Source organism: Micromonospora sp. NPDC005174, assembly GCF_040608495.1.
Classification (GTDB): Bacteria; Actinomycetota; Actinomycetes; order Mycobacteriales; family Micromonosporaceae; genus Micromonospora.
Genome location: NZ_JBEXIJ010000004.1, coordinates 162,955 through 177,891, shown reverse-complemented (window position 1 = coordinate 177,891; position 14,937 = coordinate 162,955). Strand labels below are relative to the sequence as shown.

Below are 14,937 nucleotides of genomic sequence, written 5' to 3'. Positions count from 1 at the left end.
GGACATGTTGTTCTTTGTAGGCCAAGTACTGTAAAGTCCCGTTTGGCGTTTGGAGGCTTGAAGTCTTCCAGGGCCGTCATCTCGTGGGGAGGGTGGAACCCGTGACGGATCTACCATTTCGACTGGCCGACTGCGCAGAACCGGCAGCCACCCGTATTGAGGTCTACAGCGTGGACGGCGAATCGGGCGACGGGTCGCTGGACGGTGCGGTCTACGTCTGCCCTACTCATTCGCAGGCGACGGCTGACGCGATCGCCATGGCTGGCTTCACCTCGTCAGCTACGCCCCTCGGTGAAGATGTGAACCGGCCCTGCGGGTACGTGCACATATACCCAACCGGGCTGTTGGCGGCCAACGCTCATCCGGAGTGGTGTGATCGGGAGGGCTGCGACGCTCGTGGCGAACATCGGTCCCGTTTCCTCCTGATCGAGTCACCCCGCCAAGAGGCGTCGATCATCTCGGTATCGCTGGCGCAGACGTGTCGTCCGCCAGCCGAACCGGTGGTGGTGTTGTCGGTCGCCGACCGTACAGCGACCCAGCGAGTGGTGTTCTCTGCCCGCGAAGCGCGGAACCTGCGTCACCGGCTCGGCGATCTGCTCACCGCCTGAGGCGTGATCCACTCGGGTTCTCGAAAGTCGGGGTGTCCGACACGCGCCGACAGCGCGGTTTCCGAGAACCCGAGTCGATCAAGCAGTGAGCCGCCCGCCGACGCGGAGCGTCAGGAGGACTCGCGGGCGGCCGGGCCGCTGCCGAAGAGCACGTCGTCCCAGCTCGGCAGGCGCTTGCGCGGCTTGCCGTTGGCGTCGGTGGTCTCGCCACCGGCCGCCGCGGCGGCCGTTCCGGTGCGGCGGGGCCGCAGCACCGCCAGCGACGGCACGGCCGGGACCTCCTTGGGCGCGTCCGAGTCGTCGTCGAAGGCCGAACCCTGGCCGCCGCCGAGCAGCGCGGCAGCGCCGCCGCCGACCGGCCGCTGCCGGGGCGCGTCGGACCCGGCCAGAGCCGCCGGCGTACGCGGTTCGAGCCCGCGACCCGACGAGGCACCGAGTGGACGGTCCAGTGAGGCGAGCAGCGCGTCCCGGCCGGCCCGGATCGGATCGCGGCCCGAGCGCGGGTGCTCGGACGCCGCCGGCAACCCGTGCCCACCACGACTCGGCTCACCGCGCGACGGACCGGGCAGGCCGTGCCCACCCCGCTCCGGCGCCGGCTCCTGACCGAGGATCGGCGTGGGCCGCTCGGCGCACAGGTACTGCGCCATGTCGTCGTGCGGCGTGACCACCTGCCGGGCCTTGTCCATGTCCCAGATGGCCTGCGCGGTGGCCTTGCCCGACGGCCAGGTGGCGATGATCCGCCAGGTGCCGTCGTCGCGCCGGTACGCGTCCCAGGAGATCTTCTCGGTGTCGATGCCGTGCTGGCTCAGCCGACCGTTGACCACCTCGGCGAGCGGGGTGGGCTTCTCCGCGCCCTTGAGGCGGGTGCGACGGGCGTGCTGGGCGAGCATGGCCCGCTCCTGGAGCACCGGGCCGGCGTAGCGCAGGACCCGGTCGACCGGCACCCCGGCGATCCGGGCCACGTCCTCGGCCGACTCACCGGAACGGATGCGGGCCTGGATGTCCCGGGGGGACAGCGAGGGAATCGGGTCGACGCCGGTCGGTGCCACCGCGAGCGGCGGGGCACCTGGCTCGGGGTGCATCACACCGGCGATGCGCTCGTCGATCGGCAGGGCGAGCAGTCGCCCGACCTCGTCGGCGAGCACCAGGGCCTGGCCGTCCTCGGAGAGGGCGACGAAGCGTACTGGGCGCATAGCGTTGCCTCCGTCCCGCTTCGCTGGCCGCACGCCACGAGTCGGCCACCCAGGCGTCTCGGACCACCGTACGCGCATCTGTCTCAGGGTGGGGGAAGCGACACCCCGCAAGTCGTGACTGAGCTGCGGCAATGATCACGGTGGGTGTCCATCGAGGCGTCAACGGACACCCACCGTGACGAAGCTCAGAGGCGCTCGACCACGTAGTCGATGGACGCGGTCAGCGCCTCGACATCGGCCGGCTCGACGGCCGGGAACAGCGCCACCCGCAACTGGTTGCGGCCGAGCTTGCGGTAGGGCTCGGTGTCGACGATGCCGTTGGCGCGCAGCGCCTTCGCGATGGCGGTGGCGTCGACCCCGTCGGCGAAGTCGATGGTCGCGACCACATTGGACCGCAGCGTCGGGTCGGTGACGAACGGCGTGGCCACCGTGGACCGCTCCGCCCAGCCGTACACCGTGGCGGCGCTCTCCGCCGTGCGCTTCGCCGCCCAGGCCAGGCCACCCTGCGCGTTCATCCAGTCGGTCTGCTCGGCGGCCAGGAAGATCGTGGCCAGCGCCGGGGTGTTGTAGGTCTGCTCGAGCCGCGAGTTGTCGATAGCGGTGACCAGGTCGAGGAAGGCCGGGATGTAGCGCCCGGAGGCCTTGACCTCGGCGGCCCGGTCCAGCGCGGCCGGCGACATCAGGGCCAGCCACAGGCCACCGTCGGAGCCGAAGCACTTCTGCGGCGCGAAGTAGTAGACGTCGGTCTCGCCGACGTTGACGTCCAGGCCACCCGCGCCCGAGGTGGCGTCGACCAGCAGCAGCGAACCTTCGTCCGCGCCGGCCACCCGGCTGATCGGCACGGCCACGCCGGTCGAGGTCTCGTTCTGGGGCGTCGCGTAGACGTCCACCCCCGACTCGGCCACCAGGGCCGGGGCGCTGCCCGCGTCGGCCTTGCGGACCGTCGGCTCACCGAGGAACGGCGCATCCTTGACCGACTTGGCGAACTTCGCGCCGAACTCGCCGAAGCTGGCGAACTGCGCCCGGTCGCGGACCAGACCGAAGGTGGCGACCTCCCAGAACGCGGTGGTGCCGCCGTTGCCGATCACCACCTCGTAGCCCTCGGGCAGGGAGAAGAACTCGGCGATCCCGGAGCGCAGCCGGGCCACCTGGTCGCGGACCGTCTTCTGCCGGTGCGACGTACCCAGGTAGCTGGTCGCCACCTCGGCGAGCGCGGACACGGCCGCCGGACGGACCTTGGACGGGCCGCAGCCGAAACGGCCGTCGGCGGGCTTGATCTCGTCGGGAATCCGGATGATCGGTGCGTCAGCCACGGTTCTGAAGATCCTTCCGCAAGGGCGAGGGCGGGCCCGGCGACACTGCCGGCCCTCATCCTCGCACCCGGGCTTGGCGGCGACGGCCGGGGTCCCGACGGCCGGGCTGAGTCCTTCGCCACACCGTCACGCCCGACCGGGCCGGGACACGCAGAAGGCCCCTGCCCGACGCGGAACGTCGGGCAGGGGCCCCTGGCTGTCAGCTCAGACGCCGTGCTGGACGGCGCCCCAGCCCTCGACGTCGGACGGCTTGCGCGTCTCCGGGCCCACGTAGCGGGCGGACGGCCGGACCAGCCGCTGGAGGCGCTTCTGCTCCAGGATGTGCGCGCTCCAACCACCCATCCGCGCGCAGGTGAACATCGACGTGAACATGTGCGCCGGCACCTCGGCGAAGTCCAGCACGACGGCCGACCAGAACTCGACGTTGGTGGCCAGCACCCGGTCCGGGCGGCGGGCCTGCAACTCGGCCAGGGCGGCCTTCTCCAGCGCCTCGGCGATCTCGAAGCGCGGCGCGCCCAGCTCCTTGGCGGTGCGCCGGAGCACGCGGGCGCGCGGGTCCTCGGCACGGTAGACCCGGTGGCCGAAGCCCATCAGCCGCTCGCCGCGGTCGAGGACGCCCTTGACGTACCCCTCGGCGTCGCCGCTGCGCTCCACCGCCTCCAGCATGGTGAGCACGCGCGACGGCGCGCCACCGTGCAGCGGGCCGGAGAGGGCGCCGATGCCCGACGAGATGCAGGCCGCGGCGTCCGCGCCGGTGGAGGCCACGATGCGCGCGGTGAAGGTGGAGGCGTTCAGGCCGTGCTCGGCGGCCGAGATGAAGTACGCGTCGACGGCCTTGACGTGCCGCGGGTCCGGCTCGCCCCGCCAGCGCTTCATGAACCGCTCGACGATGGTCTGCGCCTTGTCGATCTCCTTCTGCGGCACCGCCGGCAGACCGAGGCCGCGAGCGGACTGGGCGACGAAGGAGAGCGCGGTCACCGACACCCGGGCCAGGTCCTCGCGGGCCTGCTCGTCGGAGATGTCCAGCAGCTGGCTGAGGCCCCAGTACGGCGCCAGCATGGCGACCGCCGACTGCACGTCGACCCGGATGTCGCCGGAGTGCACCGGCACCGGGAACGGCTCCGCCGGCGGCAGGCCCGGCCCGAACCGGCCGTCGACCAGCAGCGCCCAGACATTGCCGAATGAGACCTGGCCGATCAGATCCTCGATGTCGACCCCGCGATAGCGCAGCGCGCCACCCTCGCGGTCGGGTTCGGCGATCTCGGTCTCGAAGGCTACGACGCCCTCCAGACCGGGTTTGAAGTCGGCCATGTCGCTCTCCTGGATCTGGTCGGTACGCCCGAACAGCTGATCCGGCCGGTCGGCCGAGCGCCTTAGGCGATCCTCAGGGATGTGTTCGGAACATCTTGCCTGCTGCGTAACCGGATATGCGACCCAGTGCGACTGTGCTGCACGCGACATCTCAGGGCGCGCATTCTCCGCGTCGGTCGGTGAGACTGGGCGAAGCGGGCTGGCCAGCGCGGGAGGGCGCTGGTCGGGACGCCGAGAAGGAGTGGGGACGTGACGGGCGACACACCTGCCCCGGCCGCGATGCGTAACGAGTACGCCGCGGACCTGGGACTGACCGAATCCGACCTGGCCGCCGACTGGCACACCCAGTTCGACAGGTGGTTCGCCGACGCGGTGGCCCACGGGCTACCCGAACCCAACGCCATGGTGGTGGGCACGGCCGACGCCGCCGGCCGGCCGAGTGGGCGGACGGTGCTGCTCAAGGGGTACGACCCGGAGGGCTTCGTCTTCTTCACCAACCACCTGTCCCGCAAGGGTGTCGAGGCGTCCGACAATCCGTACGCCAGCCTGGTCTTTCCGTGGTTTCCCATGCAGCGGCAGGTGGTGGTCGCCGGGTCGATCGCCCCGGTCGAGCGGGCGGTGACCGAGTCGTACTTCGCCAGCCGGCCGCGCGGCTCGCAGTTGGGCGCGTGGGCCAGCCCGCAGTCGTCGGTGGTGCCGGACCGGGCCACGCTCCAGGAGAGCTACCGGGAGGTGGCCGAGCGGTACGCCGACGCGGATGTCATCCCGCCTCCGCCGCACTGGGGTGGGCTGCGGGTGCGGCCGGACTCGGTCGAGTTCTGGCAGGGCCGGGCCGGTCGGCTGCACGACCGCCTGCGCTTTCGTCGCGCCGACGCGGGCGACTGGATCGTCGAGCGGTTGGCGCCATGACCGGTGTGCAGGAGGCCCGGCCGCGCGGTGCGCGCCGCTGGGCGATCGACGTCCGCCCGCTGCGCGTCCCGGAGTACCGGCGGTTGTGGCTCGGCAACACCGTGGCGATGTTCGGCTTCCAGTTCACCGCGGTCGCGGTGCCGGTGGAGATGTACGCCCTCACCCGGGACTCGTTCTGGGTGGGCCTGCTGGGCGTGGCTGCCTTCGTACCCCTGCTGATCTTCGGGCTCTGGGGCGGCGCGGTCGCCGACGCCCGCGACCGCCGTGCCGTGCTGCTCGGCGGCTCATTGTTGCTCTGGGCATCCACCCTCGGGCTGCTCGTCCAGGCGCTGCTGGACGTGGGTAGTCCGGTGCTGCTGCTGGCCCTGATGGCGGTGCAGTCGGTGGCCTTCGCGATCAGCTCACCGGCCCGCAGCGCCATGCTGCCCCGGCTCGTCCCGGACGACCTCGTCCCGGCCGCCAGCACCCTGAACTACACGACCTTCACCGCCGCGTCGGTCGCCGGCCCGCTCGCCGCCGGCCTGATCCTCGCCGCCTCGTCGGACACACACGTGGTGCTGCCGATCGCGTACGGCCTGGACGCGGTGCTGTTCACGGCGATGCTCTGGGCCGCGCTGCGCCTGCCGGCGCTGCCGCCCGAGCCGAGCCCCGACGGCCAGGTCCACCGTGCCGGCCTGGCCAGCGTGATCGACGGGTTCCGGTACCTGGCCACCACACCCGTCCTGCTGCTCTCCTTCGGCGTGGACCTGATCGCGATGATCCTGGCCATGCCGAGGGCCCTGTTCCCGGAGATCGCGAACGAGCGGTTCGGTGGGGGTGGCACGGTCGGCCTGCTCTACAGCGCCATCGCGATCGGCTCCATGATCGGCGGGCTGACCTCCGGCTGGATCGGTCGGCTCCGGCGGCAGGGGGTCGGCCTGGTCGCCGCGGTGGTCGGCTGGGGTGTCGCGATCGCCGCCGCCGGGCTGGCCCAGCAACTCTGGCTGATGGTCCTGCTGCTCGCCGTGGCCGGCGCCGCCGACCTGGTCAGCGCAGTGCTGCGCCAGTCCATGCTGCTGGTGTACGCGCCGGACCGGATGCGCGGACGGCTCCAGGGCGTCAACACGGTAGTGGTGGCCGGCGGCCCACGCCTCGGTGACCTGCGGGCCGGCACCATGGCCGCCGGATTCGGCGGCGGGGTGGCCTGGGTCGCCGGCGGGCTCGCCTCGGCGGTGCTCGTCGTGGTGCTCGCGGTCGCCTTCCCGGCGCTGCTGCGCTACCGGGCCACGACGGCGTCGAGCGGCGACCGGTCGTGACCGGTTAGGGTCGCCGGCATGGAGAGCCCTGAGCAGCGCCCCTTCTCCGGCGCACAGTGGACCATCGCCGCCGCGGGCCACGAGGCCGTCATCGTGGAGGTGGGCGGCGGGCTGCGGACGTACCGGCACGACGGCGTCGACCTGCTCGACGGGTACGGCGTCGACGAGGTCTGCCCCGGCTGCGCCGGACAGGTGCTCGCGCCCTGGCCGAACCGCATCCGCGACGGGCGCTACGTGTACGGCGACCGGACGCGCCAACTCGCGCTGACCGAGCCGGGGCGGCACGTCGCCATCCACGGGCTGGTGAACTGGGTGCCGTGGCGGCTGTTGGAGCAGTCCACGGACGCCGTGACCCTCGGCTACGACCTGCCGCCGCAGCCCGGCTACGAGTGGCCGCTGCGGCTGGTCAGCCGGTGGAGCGTGAGCGCTGACGGCCTGCGCGCCGAGCACGAGGTGACGAACATCGGCACCGAGGTCGCGCCGTTCGGCTTCTCCGTGCACCCGTACCTGCAACTGCCGGGCGTCGCCGTGGACGACCTGGTCATGCGGCTGCCCGCGCGTACCCGGATCATGGTGGACGGGCGGTTGCTGCCGGTCGGTGCGACGCCGGTGGCCGGCACCGAGCACGACTGGACCAGCCCGCGGCGGATCGGCGAGGCCGAGCTGGACCTGTGCTTCGGCGAGGTCGTCCGCGACGCCGACGGCGGCTCCTCGGTGAGCCTGGCCGCGCCGGACGACTCGTCGGGGGTGAGCATCTGGGCGGACGCCGAGTTCGGCTGGTGGCAGGTCTTCACCGGCGACGCGCTGACCGGCGAGCGACACCGCCGGTCGGTGGCGATCGAGCCGATGACCTGCCCGCCGGACGCGTTCCGCTCGGGCAAGGACGTGCTCGCGCTCAAGCCCGGCACGACCTGGCGGGGTGCCTGGGGCATCCGTCCCGGAGCCTGATGGAGTTCGCCGAGGTCGTCCGCCGTCGACGGATGGTCCGCAACTACGACCCGGACCGTCCCGTCCCGCCCGACGTGGTGGACCGGCTGCTCGACCACGCCGTACGCGCCCCGTCGGCCGGCTTCGCCCAGGGCTGGGGTTTCCTGGTGCTGGAGGAGGCGGCCGACCGGGAGCGGTTCTGGGCGGCCACCACCCCGGACGGCGGTGGACGGGAACGCTGGCTGGCGGGCATGCGCCGCGCGCCGCTCATCGTGGTGCCGCACGCCAACGAGTCGGCCTACCTGACCCGGTACGCCGAGCCCGACAAGGGCTGGACCGACCGCTCGGTGGACCGCTGGCCGGTGCCCTACTGGTACGTGGACACCGGCTTCGCCGCGCTGCTGATGCTGCTCACCGCCGTCGACGAGGGGCTGGGTGCGTGTTTCTTCGGCATTCCGCCGCAGCGGCTGTCCGTGTACCGGGAGAGCTTCGGCGTACCGGAGGACTACCAGCCCATCGGGGCCGTCACAATCGGTTACCGCGCACCCGACCATCGGTCACCGTCGTTGCGTCGTGGACGTCGCGGAGTGGACGAGGTCGTGCGGCGCGGCCGGTGGAGTTGAGCACGGTGTCCCGTTCGTCGGGTTGAGGATCGGACGAGCGATGGCGAAACTGACATCAGGGAGCAGAACGCCGCGTGCGCGGGGCCGCTAGGCTGACACGGTCATCGGTGCCGCGCCGCGCGGTGCCCGCCGTGGCCCGGCTCGGCGCCGTCGGTCGGCCCGGTCACGGGGAGGGGAGCGTGCCGTCGTGATCTTCAGAGCGGTCCGGGACGGGCGTCCCTACCCGGAGCACAACCTGACGCTCAAGCAGTGGGCGGAGATCCCGCCCCGTCCGCTGCGCCTGGATCAGATGATCACCACCAAGCGCGAGTTGGCGCTCGACAAGCTCCTCGCCGAGGACTCGACCTTCTACGGCGACCTCTTCCCGCACGTCGTGCAGTGGAACGGCGGCCTCTACCTGGAGGACGGGCTGCACCGCGCGCTGCGCGCCGCCCTGCAACAGCGCAACCAGATCCACGCCCGGGTGCTGGTGCTCTCCGAGCCCGTCGACTGAGCGACGCGGCCGTCGACTGAGCGGCGCGGGCTGAGCCTTCACTAAGGTGACGGCATGACTGCCCTCGATCTGCTCGACCTGGACCCGTCGCTCACCGAGGAGGAGCGGCAGATCCGCGACGTCGTCCGCCGACTCGTCGACGACCGGGTCCGCCCGTACGTCGCCGACTGGTACGAGGAGGGTCGCGTGCCGGCCCGTGAGCTGGCCCGGGAGTTCGGCAAGCTCGGGCTGCTCGGCATGCACCTGAGCGGGTACGGCTGCGCGGGCGCCTCCGCCGTCGCGTACGGGCTCGCCTGCCAGGAGTTGGAGGCCGCCGACTCCGGCGTCCGCTCGCTCGTCTCGGTGCAGGGCTCGTTGGCGATGTACGCCATCTGGCGCTACGGCAGCGAGGAGCAGAAGCAGCGCTGGCTGCCCTCGATGGCCACCGGCGAGTCGATCGGCTGCTTCGGCCTCACCGAGCCCGACCACGGCTCCGACCCGGCGTCCATGGCCACCCGGGCCCGCCGCGACGGCGACGACTGGGTGCTCACCGGCGGCAAGATGTGGATCACCAATGCGCCGATCGCGGACGTCGCGGTGATCTGGGCGCGCACCGACGACGGGGTACGCGGCTTCGCCGTACCCATGGACACGCCCGGTGTCACGGCCCGGGAGATCCGCCGCAAGATGTCGCTGCGCGCGTCGCTGACCGGCGAGATCGTGCTCGACGACGTCCGGCTCCCGGCCGACGCCCAACTGCCCGAGGCCGTCGGGCTCAAGGCCCCGCTGAGCTGCCTGACCGAGGCCCGCCACGGCATCGTCTGGGGGGCCGTCGGGGTGGCGCGCGACTGCCTGGAGACCACCCTCGCGTACGCCACCACCCGGACCCAGTTCGGTCGACCGCTCGCCGGGTTCCAACTCACCCAGGCCAAGCTCGCCGACATGGCCGTCGAACTGGTGAAGGCGCAACTGCTCGCGCTGCACCTCGGGCGGCTCGCCGACGCCGGCCGGCTGCGCCCCGACCAGGTGAGCGTGGGCAAGCTGAACAACGTGCGGGAGGCCCTGGCCATCGCCCGGCAGTGCCGCACCATCCTCGGCGCCAACGGCGTCTCCGGTGAGTACCCGGTGCTGCGGCACGCGAACAACCTGGAGAGCGTGCTGACGTACGAGGGCACGTCGGAGATCCACCAGCTGATCGTCGGGCAGCGGCTCACCGGACTCTCCGCCTTCGCCTGACCTGCCCGTTTACGCATTCCGGCCGCTCGCCGCGCGGCTGTCGTACGGGGGCCGTACCGTCATTGGTAGACGACGTGTCTGACGAGGACGGTGAGTGTGATGGCCCGCGACGCTGGCATCAACGAGCCCACGAGGGAGTTCCCCGGTTACCCGACCGGCGACGACCTCAAGGAGCGCTCGGCCGGGACACCCGACCCGACTCCGGACGGGCCGGGTGGCACCGACGGGCCCCCGAGCGGCGGAGGTGGGGGTGGAGGTGCGGCCCGTGGGCTGCTCCTGCTGCTCGGCGCCGCCGCGCTGGCCGTGGTGGTGCTCCTGGGCGTGCAGGTGACCGGCTTCCTGCCGGACTTCCGCAACCCGTTCGCCAAGGAGCAGACCGACCGCAGCCAGCCACCACTGCTCAAGTCGATCCAGGACCTGAGCCGCTACGTGGCCGCCGAAGGCAACTTCCAGGTCGTGGTCGACACCCAGAACGACCGGCGTAACGTCCCGGACTTCCTGCTCAACGAACGCACGCTGTTCGTCGGGGCCGGCAGCGTCGAGGCGTACGTCGACTTCACCAAGATCGGTGAGGGTGCCATCGTGCAGTCCGCCGACGGCAAGTCCGTCGAGATCAAGCTGCCTGCTCCACAGCTCGGCGAGACCAACCTCGACATGGAGAAGAGCTACGTCTTCGCCGAGCAGCGCGGCCTGCTCAACCGGCTCGGTGACCTGGTCGGCAACGACCCCAACCGGCAGCAGCAGGTCTACCAGCTGGCCGAGGAGCGGATCACCGCCGCCGCCCGGGACAGCGGCCTCTCCGCCCGCGCCCAGGAGAACACCCGCAAGATGCTGGAGGGGCTGCTGCGCTCACTGGGCTACCAGCAGGTGACGGTCACGTACACGGCCCCCTGACCCCGACACCAGGGCCCCCCGTGGCGCTCTGACATCTCGACAGCGCCCGCCCCGACCACCATCGGAGCGGGCGCTGTCACGTCTGCCGCGCTCGCCAAGCTGCCGCGCTCGCCGGGTGGCCGCCAAGATCTGGACAACTTCAGGGATACTGCTGCCTCGTGGACGCCGGAGGCAGCAGTATCCCCGAAGTTGCGGCCGGCTCGACCCGCCGCGGCCGGCTCGTGCAGGGGTGGGTTAGTGGCCGGTGGAGGCCAGGTAGCGGTCCTCGTTGGGCATGAGGACCCAGAGGATCAGGTAGACGATCACCTGGGTGCCGGGCAGCAGCAGTGACAGCAGGAACAGCAGCCGAACCATCCCGGCGGACATGCCGAACCGCTGTCCGAGGCCGGCGCAGACACCGGCGAGCATGCGCCCCTGGCGGGGTCGAACCAGTTTGCGACTCATCGTCGTACTCCCACTCTGCGGCGGTGCGCCGCGTCTGCAATCCACGGTAGAAAGGGGTGGCGACCCTGCCCTCGGTCCCGAGGAGGATCGTCGACCCGTGGACCCGTAGGTACTTACCCGTGCGGCCCCGTCCGACGCCTCCGCGCCCGCCCGCCCCGCGCCCGCCCGCCCCGCGCCCGCCCGCCCCGCGCCCCGCGCCCCGCGCCCCGCGCCCCGCGCCCGCGCCCGCGCCCGCGCCAAGATCGCGCTCGATCCTGGATGTAGTGGCTTCCGGCCGCTCCCGAGGCCACTACAACCAGGTTCGAGCGCGATCATGCGGGCTGCGCGCCTCATTGCGGGCTGTGCAGGTCATCGCGGGCTGTGCAGGTCATGCGGGCTGCGCAGGTCACTGCGTGCTGTGCAGGTCATCGCGGGCTGCGCGGGGCATCGCGGGTTGCGGGCGGGTGGCGGAGAGGTGGCTGGCAGTCGGCGGTCGGATGGCCGCGCTGCCATGATCGGGTAGCCGGGCTGCGGTGCTCGGGTAAGGGGTGAGCAGGGCAGGTAGGCTGACAGGTCGGGCACCCACACCCCGGGTGACCGGCGGCCACCCGACCGGGCGGCCACGAGCGGGGCTGCCGACCGGCGGCCACGACCGGGCGGTTTCCCGTACGACGGGAGGACGCCGAGGAAGCGCAGCCATGATCAGTGTTTTCGACCTCTTCAGCGTCGGCATCGGGCCGTCCAGTTCGCACACGGTGGGGCCGATGCGGGCGGCGCGTACGTTCGTCGCCGGGCTCAAGGCCGACGGCCTGCTCGCCGACACCGCGCGGGTGCAGGCGGAGCTGTTCGGTTCGTTGGGGGCCACCGGGCACGGGCACGGCAGCGGGCCGGCGGTGCTGCTGGGGCTGGCCGGCGAGTCTCCGGAGACGGTCGACACGGACACCGTCGGGCCTCGCGTCGAGCGGATCCGTGCCGAGCGGCGGATCAGCCTGCTCGACGCGCACGAGATCGACTTCGACCCGGATCGGGACCTGACGCTGCACCGCCGCCGTTCGCTGCCGTATCACCCGAATGGGATGACCTTCGTGGCCTTCGACGCGGCCGGGGAGCAGGTCAGGGCCCGCACCTACTACTCCGTCGGTGGCGGTTTCGTGGTGGACGAGGCAGCGGCGGGCGCGGACAAGATCAAGCCGGACACGACGCGGGTGCGGTACCCGTTCCTGACCGGGGCGCAGCTCCTCGACGTCACCACCCGCACCGGGCTGTCGATCAGCGAGGTGATGCTGGCCAACGAGCGCTCGTGGCGCAGTGAGGCGGAGATCCGGGCGGGCCTGCTGGAGATCTGGCGGGTGATGCAGGAGTGCGTGCAGCGTGGCTGCGAGCGGGACGGCGTACTCCCGGGGGGTTTGAAGGTCCGGCGGCGTGCGGCGGAGCTGCGGCGCGGCCTGGAGGCGGACGCCGGGACGCCCGATCCGCTGCACGCCATGGACTGGGTGACGTTGTTTGCCCTGGCGGTGAACGAGGAGAACGCGGCCGGGGGTCGGGTGGTGACCGCCCCGACGAACGGCGCGGCGGGGATCATCCCGGCGGTGCTGCACTACTACAGCCGGTTCGTCGACGGCGCCGACGACGACGGGGTGGTGCGGTTCCTGTTGGCGGCCGGTGCGATCGGGGTGCTGTTCAAGGAGAACGCGTCGATCTCCGGGGCGGAGGTCGGCTGCCAGGGTGAGGTCGGTTCGGCGTGCTCGATGGCGGCGGCGGGGCTGGCCGAGGCGCTCGGTGGCACCCCGGAGCAGGTGGAGAACGCGGCTGAGATCGGGATGGAGCACAACCTCGGGTTGACCTGTGACCCGGTGGGTGGCCTGGTCCAGATCCCCTGCATCGAGCGGAACGCGGTGGCTAGCATCAAGGCGATCACGGCCGCCCGGCTGGCGCTGCGCGGCGACGGGGTGCACAAGGTGTCGTTGGACAAGGTCATCAAGACCATGCGGGAGACGGGCGCCGACATGAAGGTCAAGTACAAGGAGACGGCGCGTGGCGGTCTGGCCGTCAACGTGATCGAGTGCTGAAGCCGGTCGATTCGGGGCATTCGTTCACCGACTGCTAACCTGGCGTCCGTTTTCAGGAGGCGGGAGGCGGCGGTGACCTCTGGCGTCGCGGCCCTGTGGTCGCACCGCAACTCGCTGCGCATCCTGGTCAGGCGTGATCTGGCGGTCAAGTACCAGCAGTCGGTGCTGGGCTACTTCTGGTCGTTGATCGAGCCGCTCGGCATGGGCGCGATCTACTGGTTCGTCTTCGGCGTGCTCTACTCCCGCGACACCGGGCGGCATCTCGGTGAGGCCGCCGGGTCGTACCCGCTGTTTCTCATCACCGGCATCTTCGCCTGGATGTGGACCAGTTCGGCGCTGAGCGAGGCCACCAACGCGTTGACCGGCCAGTCCCGGCTGATCACCACCATGAACGTGCCGCGTCAGGTCTTTCCGATCGGCCGGGTCACCGGCCGGTTCGCCGAGTACGCGGCCGGCCTGCCGATCCTCGCCGCCATCGCGGTGATCTACGCGGCGCACGGGCGGGTGCACCCCGGCTGGTCGCTGCTCGCCCTGCCGCTGGCGGTGGCCGTGCAGGCGGTCCTGTTGATCGGGCTCGCACTGCTGCTGTCGGCCTGGAACGTGCTGATGCGCGACGTGGAACGGTTGATGCGGCTGATCATCCGGGTGCTCTTCTACGCCACGCCGATCATCTACCCGCTCAGCCTGGTCCGGGAGTCCGGCCTGCCGCACTGGCTGAAGGTGCTGTACGAGCTGAACCCGCTGGTAGGGATCTTCCAGCTGCACCACGCGATCTGGTACCCGGACGAGTTCCCGGACGCCCGGCTGCTCGCCACGACGATCGTCGGCAGTCTGCTGGTGCTGACCGCCGGCTGGTGGTCGTTCCGCCGGTTGGAGCCCGCCGTGCTCAAGGAGCTCTGACGTGGCCGCGCCGATCATCGAGGCGGACGGGCTGGGCATCCGGTTCGTCCGCAACCGTCGCCGCCAGCTTCGGCTGCGTGAGCTGTTCATCCATCGGGGTGGGCGCGGTGCGCTGCCGGGTCAGTTCTGGCCGCTGCGGGACGTGTCGTTCACCGTGGAGCCGGGCGAGACCGTGGGGGTGATCGGGCGCAACGGCACCGGCAAGAGCACCCTGCTGCGGCTGATCGCCGGGGTGCTCATCCCGGACGAGGGCGACATCCGGGTGCACGGCGCGGTGGCGCCGCTGCTGGAGTTGTCGGCCGGTTTCTCCAACGACCTGACCGGCCGGGAGAACCTGCACCTGGTCGGCGGGCTGCACGGGCTGTCGACGAGCTACCTGAAGCGGCACTTCGACGAGATCGTCGAGTTCGCCGGTGAGCAGGTGGAACGGGCCATCGACACGTCGGTGCGGCACTACTCGTCGGGGATGAAGGTACGGCTGGGGTTCGCGATCATCTCGCACCTGCCGCACCCGATCCTGCTGATGGACGAGGTGACCGCGGTCGGGGACGCGGAGTTCCGCAAGAAGTGTTACGCGACGATTGACCGTCTGCTCGGGGAGGGGCGCACGCTCGTGCTGGTGTCACACAACGAAAAGGACCTGACCCGGTTCTGCCGTCGGGGGTTGTACCTCGACGCGGGCCGGTTGACGCTCGACGGCACCATCGCCGAGGCGCTCGACGCGTATCACGCCGCGGTCCCGCGGTGACGCTCGCGATCGTGCT

General features: G+C 71.5%; 15 protein-coding genes. 11 read left to right on the top strand and 4 right to left on the bottom strand.

Translation table 11 applies throughout. The features are described from left to right. Positions 1 to 101 precede the first annotated feature (101 nt). The gene (locus ABZU91_RS07250) at positions 102 to 608 is read left to right on the top strand and encodes a hypothetical protein (RefSeq protein ID WP_355235288.1); all 507 of its coding nucleotides are present in this window, start codon (positions 102 to 104) and stop codon (positions 606 to 608) included. A gap of 110 nt (positions 609 to 718) precedes the next feature. Here the strand turns inward: ABZU91_RS07250 and sepH are convergent, their stop codons facing one another. The 3 genes from sepH to ABZU91_RS07235 all read right to left on the bottom strand — a co-directional run bounded on the left by sepH (position 719) and on the right by ABZU91_RS07235 (position 4,425). After that, positions 719 to 1,801, bottom strand: a complete 1,083-nt coding sequence (gene sepH / locus ABZU91_RS07245; RefSeq protein ID WP_355235285.1) for a septation protein SepH — start codon at positions 1,799 to 1,801, stop codon at positions 719 to 721. Positions 1,802 to 1,986: 185 nt separating this feature from the next. Beyond that, positions 1,987 to 3,114, bottom strand: coding sequence for a phosphoserine transaminase (gene serC, locus ABZU91_RS07240; RefSeq protein ID WP_355235282.1), 1,128 nt, complete (start codon positions 3,112 to 3,114; stop codon positions 1,987 to 1,989). A gap of 204 nt (positions 3,115 to 3,318) precedes the next feature. Beyond that, positions 3,319 to 4,425, bottom strand: a complete 1,107-nt coding sequence (locus ABZU91_RS07235; RefSeq protein ID WP_355235279.1) for a citrate synthase 2 — start codon at positions 4,423 to 4,425, stop codon at positions 3,319 to 3,321. A 279-nt stretch (positions 4,426 to 4,704) separates the two neighbouring features. Here ABZU91_RS07235 and pdxH point away from each other — a divergent pair, with 279 nt between their 5' ends. The 7 genes from pdxH (at position 4,705) to ABZU91_RS07200 (ending at position 10,781) form a co-directional block, all read left to right on the top strand. Continuing rightward, positions 4,705 to 5,334 (top strand): pyridoxamine 5'-phosphate oxidase, encoded by a 630-nt coding sequence (pdxH, locus tag ABZU91_RS07230; protein WP_355235755.1) that lies wholly within the window; start codon positions 4,705 to 4,707, stop codon positions 5,332 to 5,334. Continuing rightward, complete coding sequence (locus ABZU91_RS07225) at positions 5,331 to 6,629, top strand: MFS transporter (RefSeq protein ID WP_355235277.1); 1,299 nt, start codon at positions 5,331 to 5,333, stop codon at positions 6,627 to 6,629. Before pdxH ends, ABZU91_RS07225 begins: the two co-directional genes overlap by 4 nt. Before the next feature lie 18 nt (positions 6,630 to 6,647). Then, on the top strand, positions 6,648 to 7,577 hold the full coding sequence (locus tag ABZU91_RS07220; protein WP_355235274.1) for an aldose 1-epimerase family protein: 930 nt from the start codon (positions 6,648 to 6,650) through the stop codon (positions 7,575 to 7,577). Continuing rightward, positions 7,577 to 8,179, top strand: a complete 603-nt coding sequence (locus ABZU91_RS07215) for a nitroreductase family protein (RefSeq protein ID WP_355235271.1) — start codon at positions 7,577 to 7,579, stop codon at positions 8,177 to 8,179. The genes ABZU91_RS07220 and ABZU91_RS07215 overlap by 1 nt, the downstream gene beginning before the upstream one ends. Before the next feature lie 187 nt (positions 8,180 to 8,366). Next, positions 8,367 to 8,672 (top strand): type II toxin-antitoxin system VapB family antitoxin, encoded by a 306-nt coding sequence (locus ABZU91_RS07210; protein ID WP_355235268.1) that lies wholly within the window; start codon positions 8,367 to 8,369, stop codon positions 8,670 to 8,672. Positions 8,673 to 8,726: 54 nt separating this feature from the next. Then, complete coding sequence (locus tag ABZU91_RS07205) at positions 8,727 to 9,887, top strand: acyl-CoA dehydrogenase family protein (protein ID WP_355235265.1); 1,161 nt, start codon at positions 8,727 to 8,729, stop codon at positions 9,885 to 9,887. 99 nt (positions 9,888 to 9,986) lie between these two features. Continuing rightward, positions 9,987 to 10,781 (top strand): DUF4230 domain-containing protein, encoded by a 795-nt coding sequence (locus tag ABZU91_RS07200; protein WP_355235263.1) that lies wholly within the window; start codon positions 9,987 to 9,989, stop codon positions 10,779 to 10,781. Positions 10,782 to 11,015: 234 nt separating this feature from the next. Here the strand turns inward: ABZU91_RS07200 and ABZU91_RS07195 are convergent, their stop codons facing one another. After that, positions 11,016 to 11,225, bottom strand: coding sequence for a PspC domain-containing protein (locus ABZU91_RS07195; RefSeq protein WP_234589045.1), 210 nt, complete (start codon positions 11,223 to 11,225; stop codon positions 11,016 to 11,018). 677 nt (positions 11,226 to 11,902) lie between these two features. On the opposite strand from ABZU91_RS07195, the gene ABZU91_RS07190 reads away from it, so the two are divergent. The 3 genes from ABZU91_RS07190 to ABZU91_RS07180 all read left to right on the top strand — a co-directional run bounded on the left by ABZU91_RS07190 (position 11,903) and on the right by ABZU91_RS07180 (position 14,921). Continuing rightward, positions 11,903 to 13,273 carry an L-serine ammonia-lyase gene (locus ABZU91_RS07190; protein ID WP_355235258.1) on the top strand — a complete coding sequence of 457 codons (1,371 nt, stop codon included), beginning with the start codon at positions 11,903 to 11,905 and terminating at the stop codon, positions 13,271 to 13,273. Positions 13,274 to 13,345: 72 nt separating this feature from the next. Continuing rightward, positions 13,346 to 14,173: an ABC transporter permease gene (locus ABZU91_RS07185; RefSeq protein WP_355235256.1), complete on the top strand. Its 828-nt coding sequence runs from the start codon at positions 13,346 to 13,348 to the stop codon at positions 14,171 to 14,173. A gap of 1 nt (position 14,174) precedes the next feature. Continuing rightward, positions 14,175 to 14,921: an ABC transporter ATP-binding protein gene (locus ABZU91_RS07180; RefSeq protein ID WP_355235253.1), complete on the top strand. Its 747-nt coding sequence runs from the start codon at positions 14,175 to 14,177 to the stop codon at positions 14,919 to 14,921. The last annotated feature ends 16 nt before the right edge of the window (positions 14,922 to 14,937 follow it).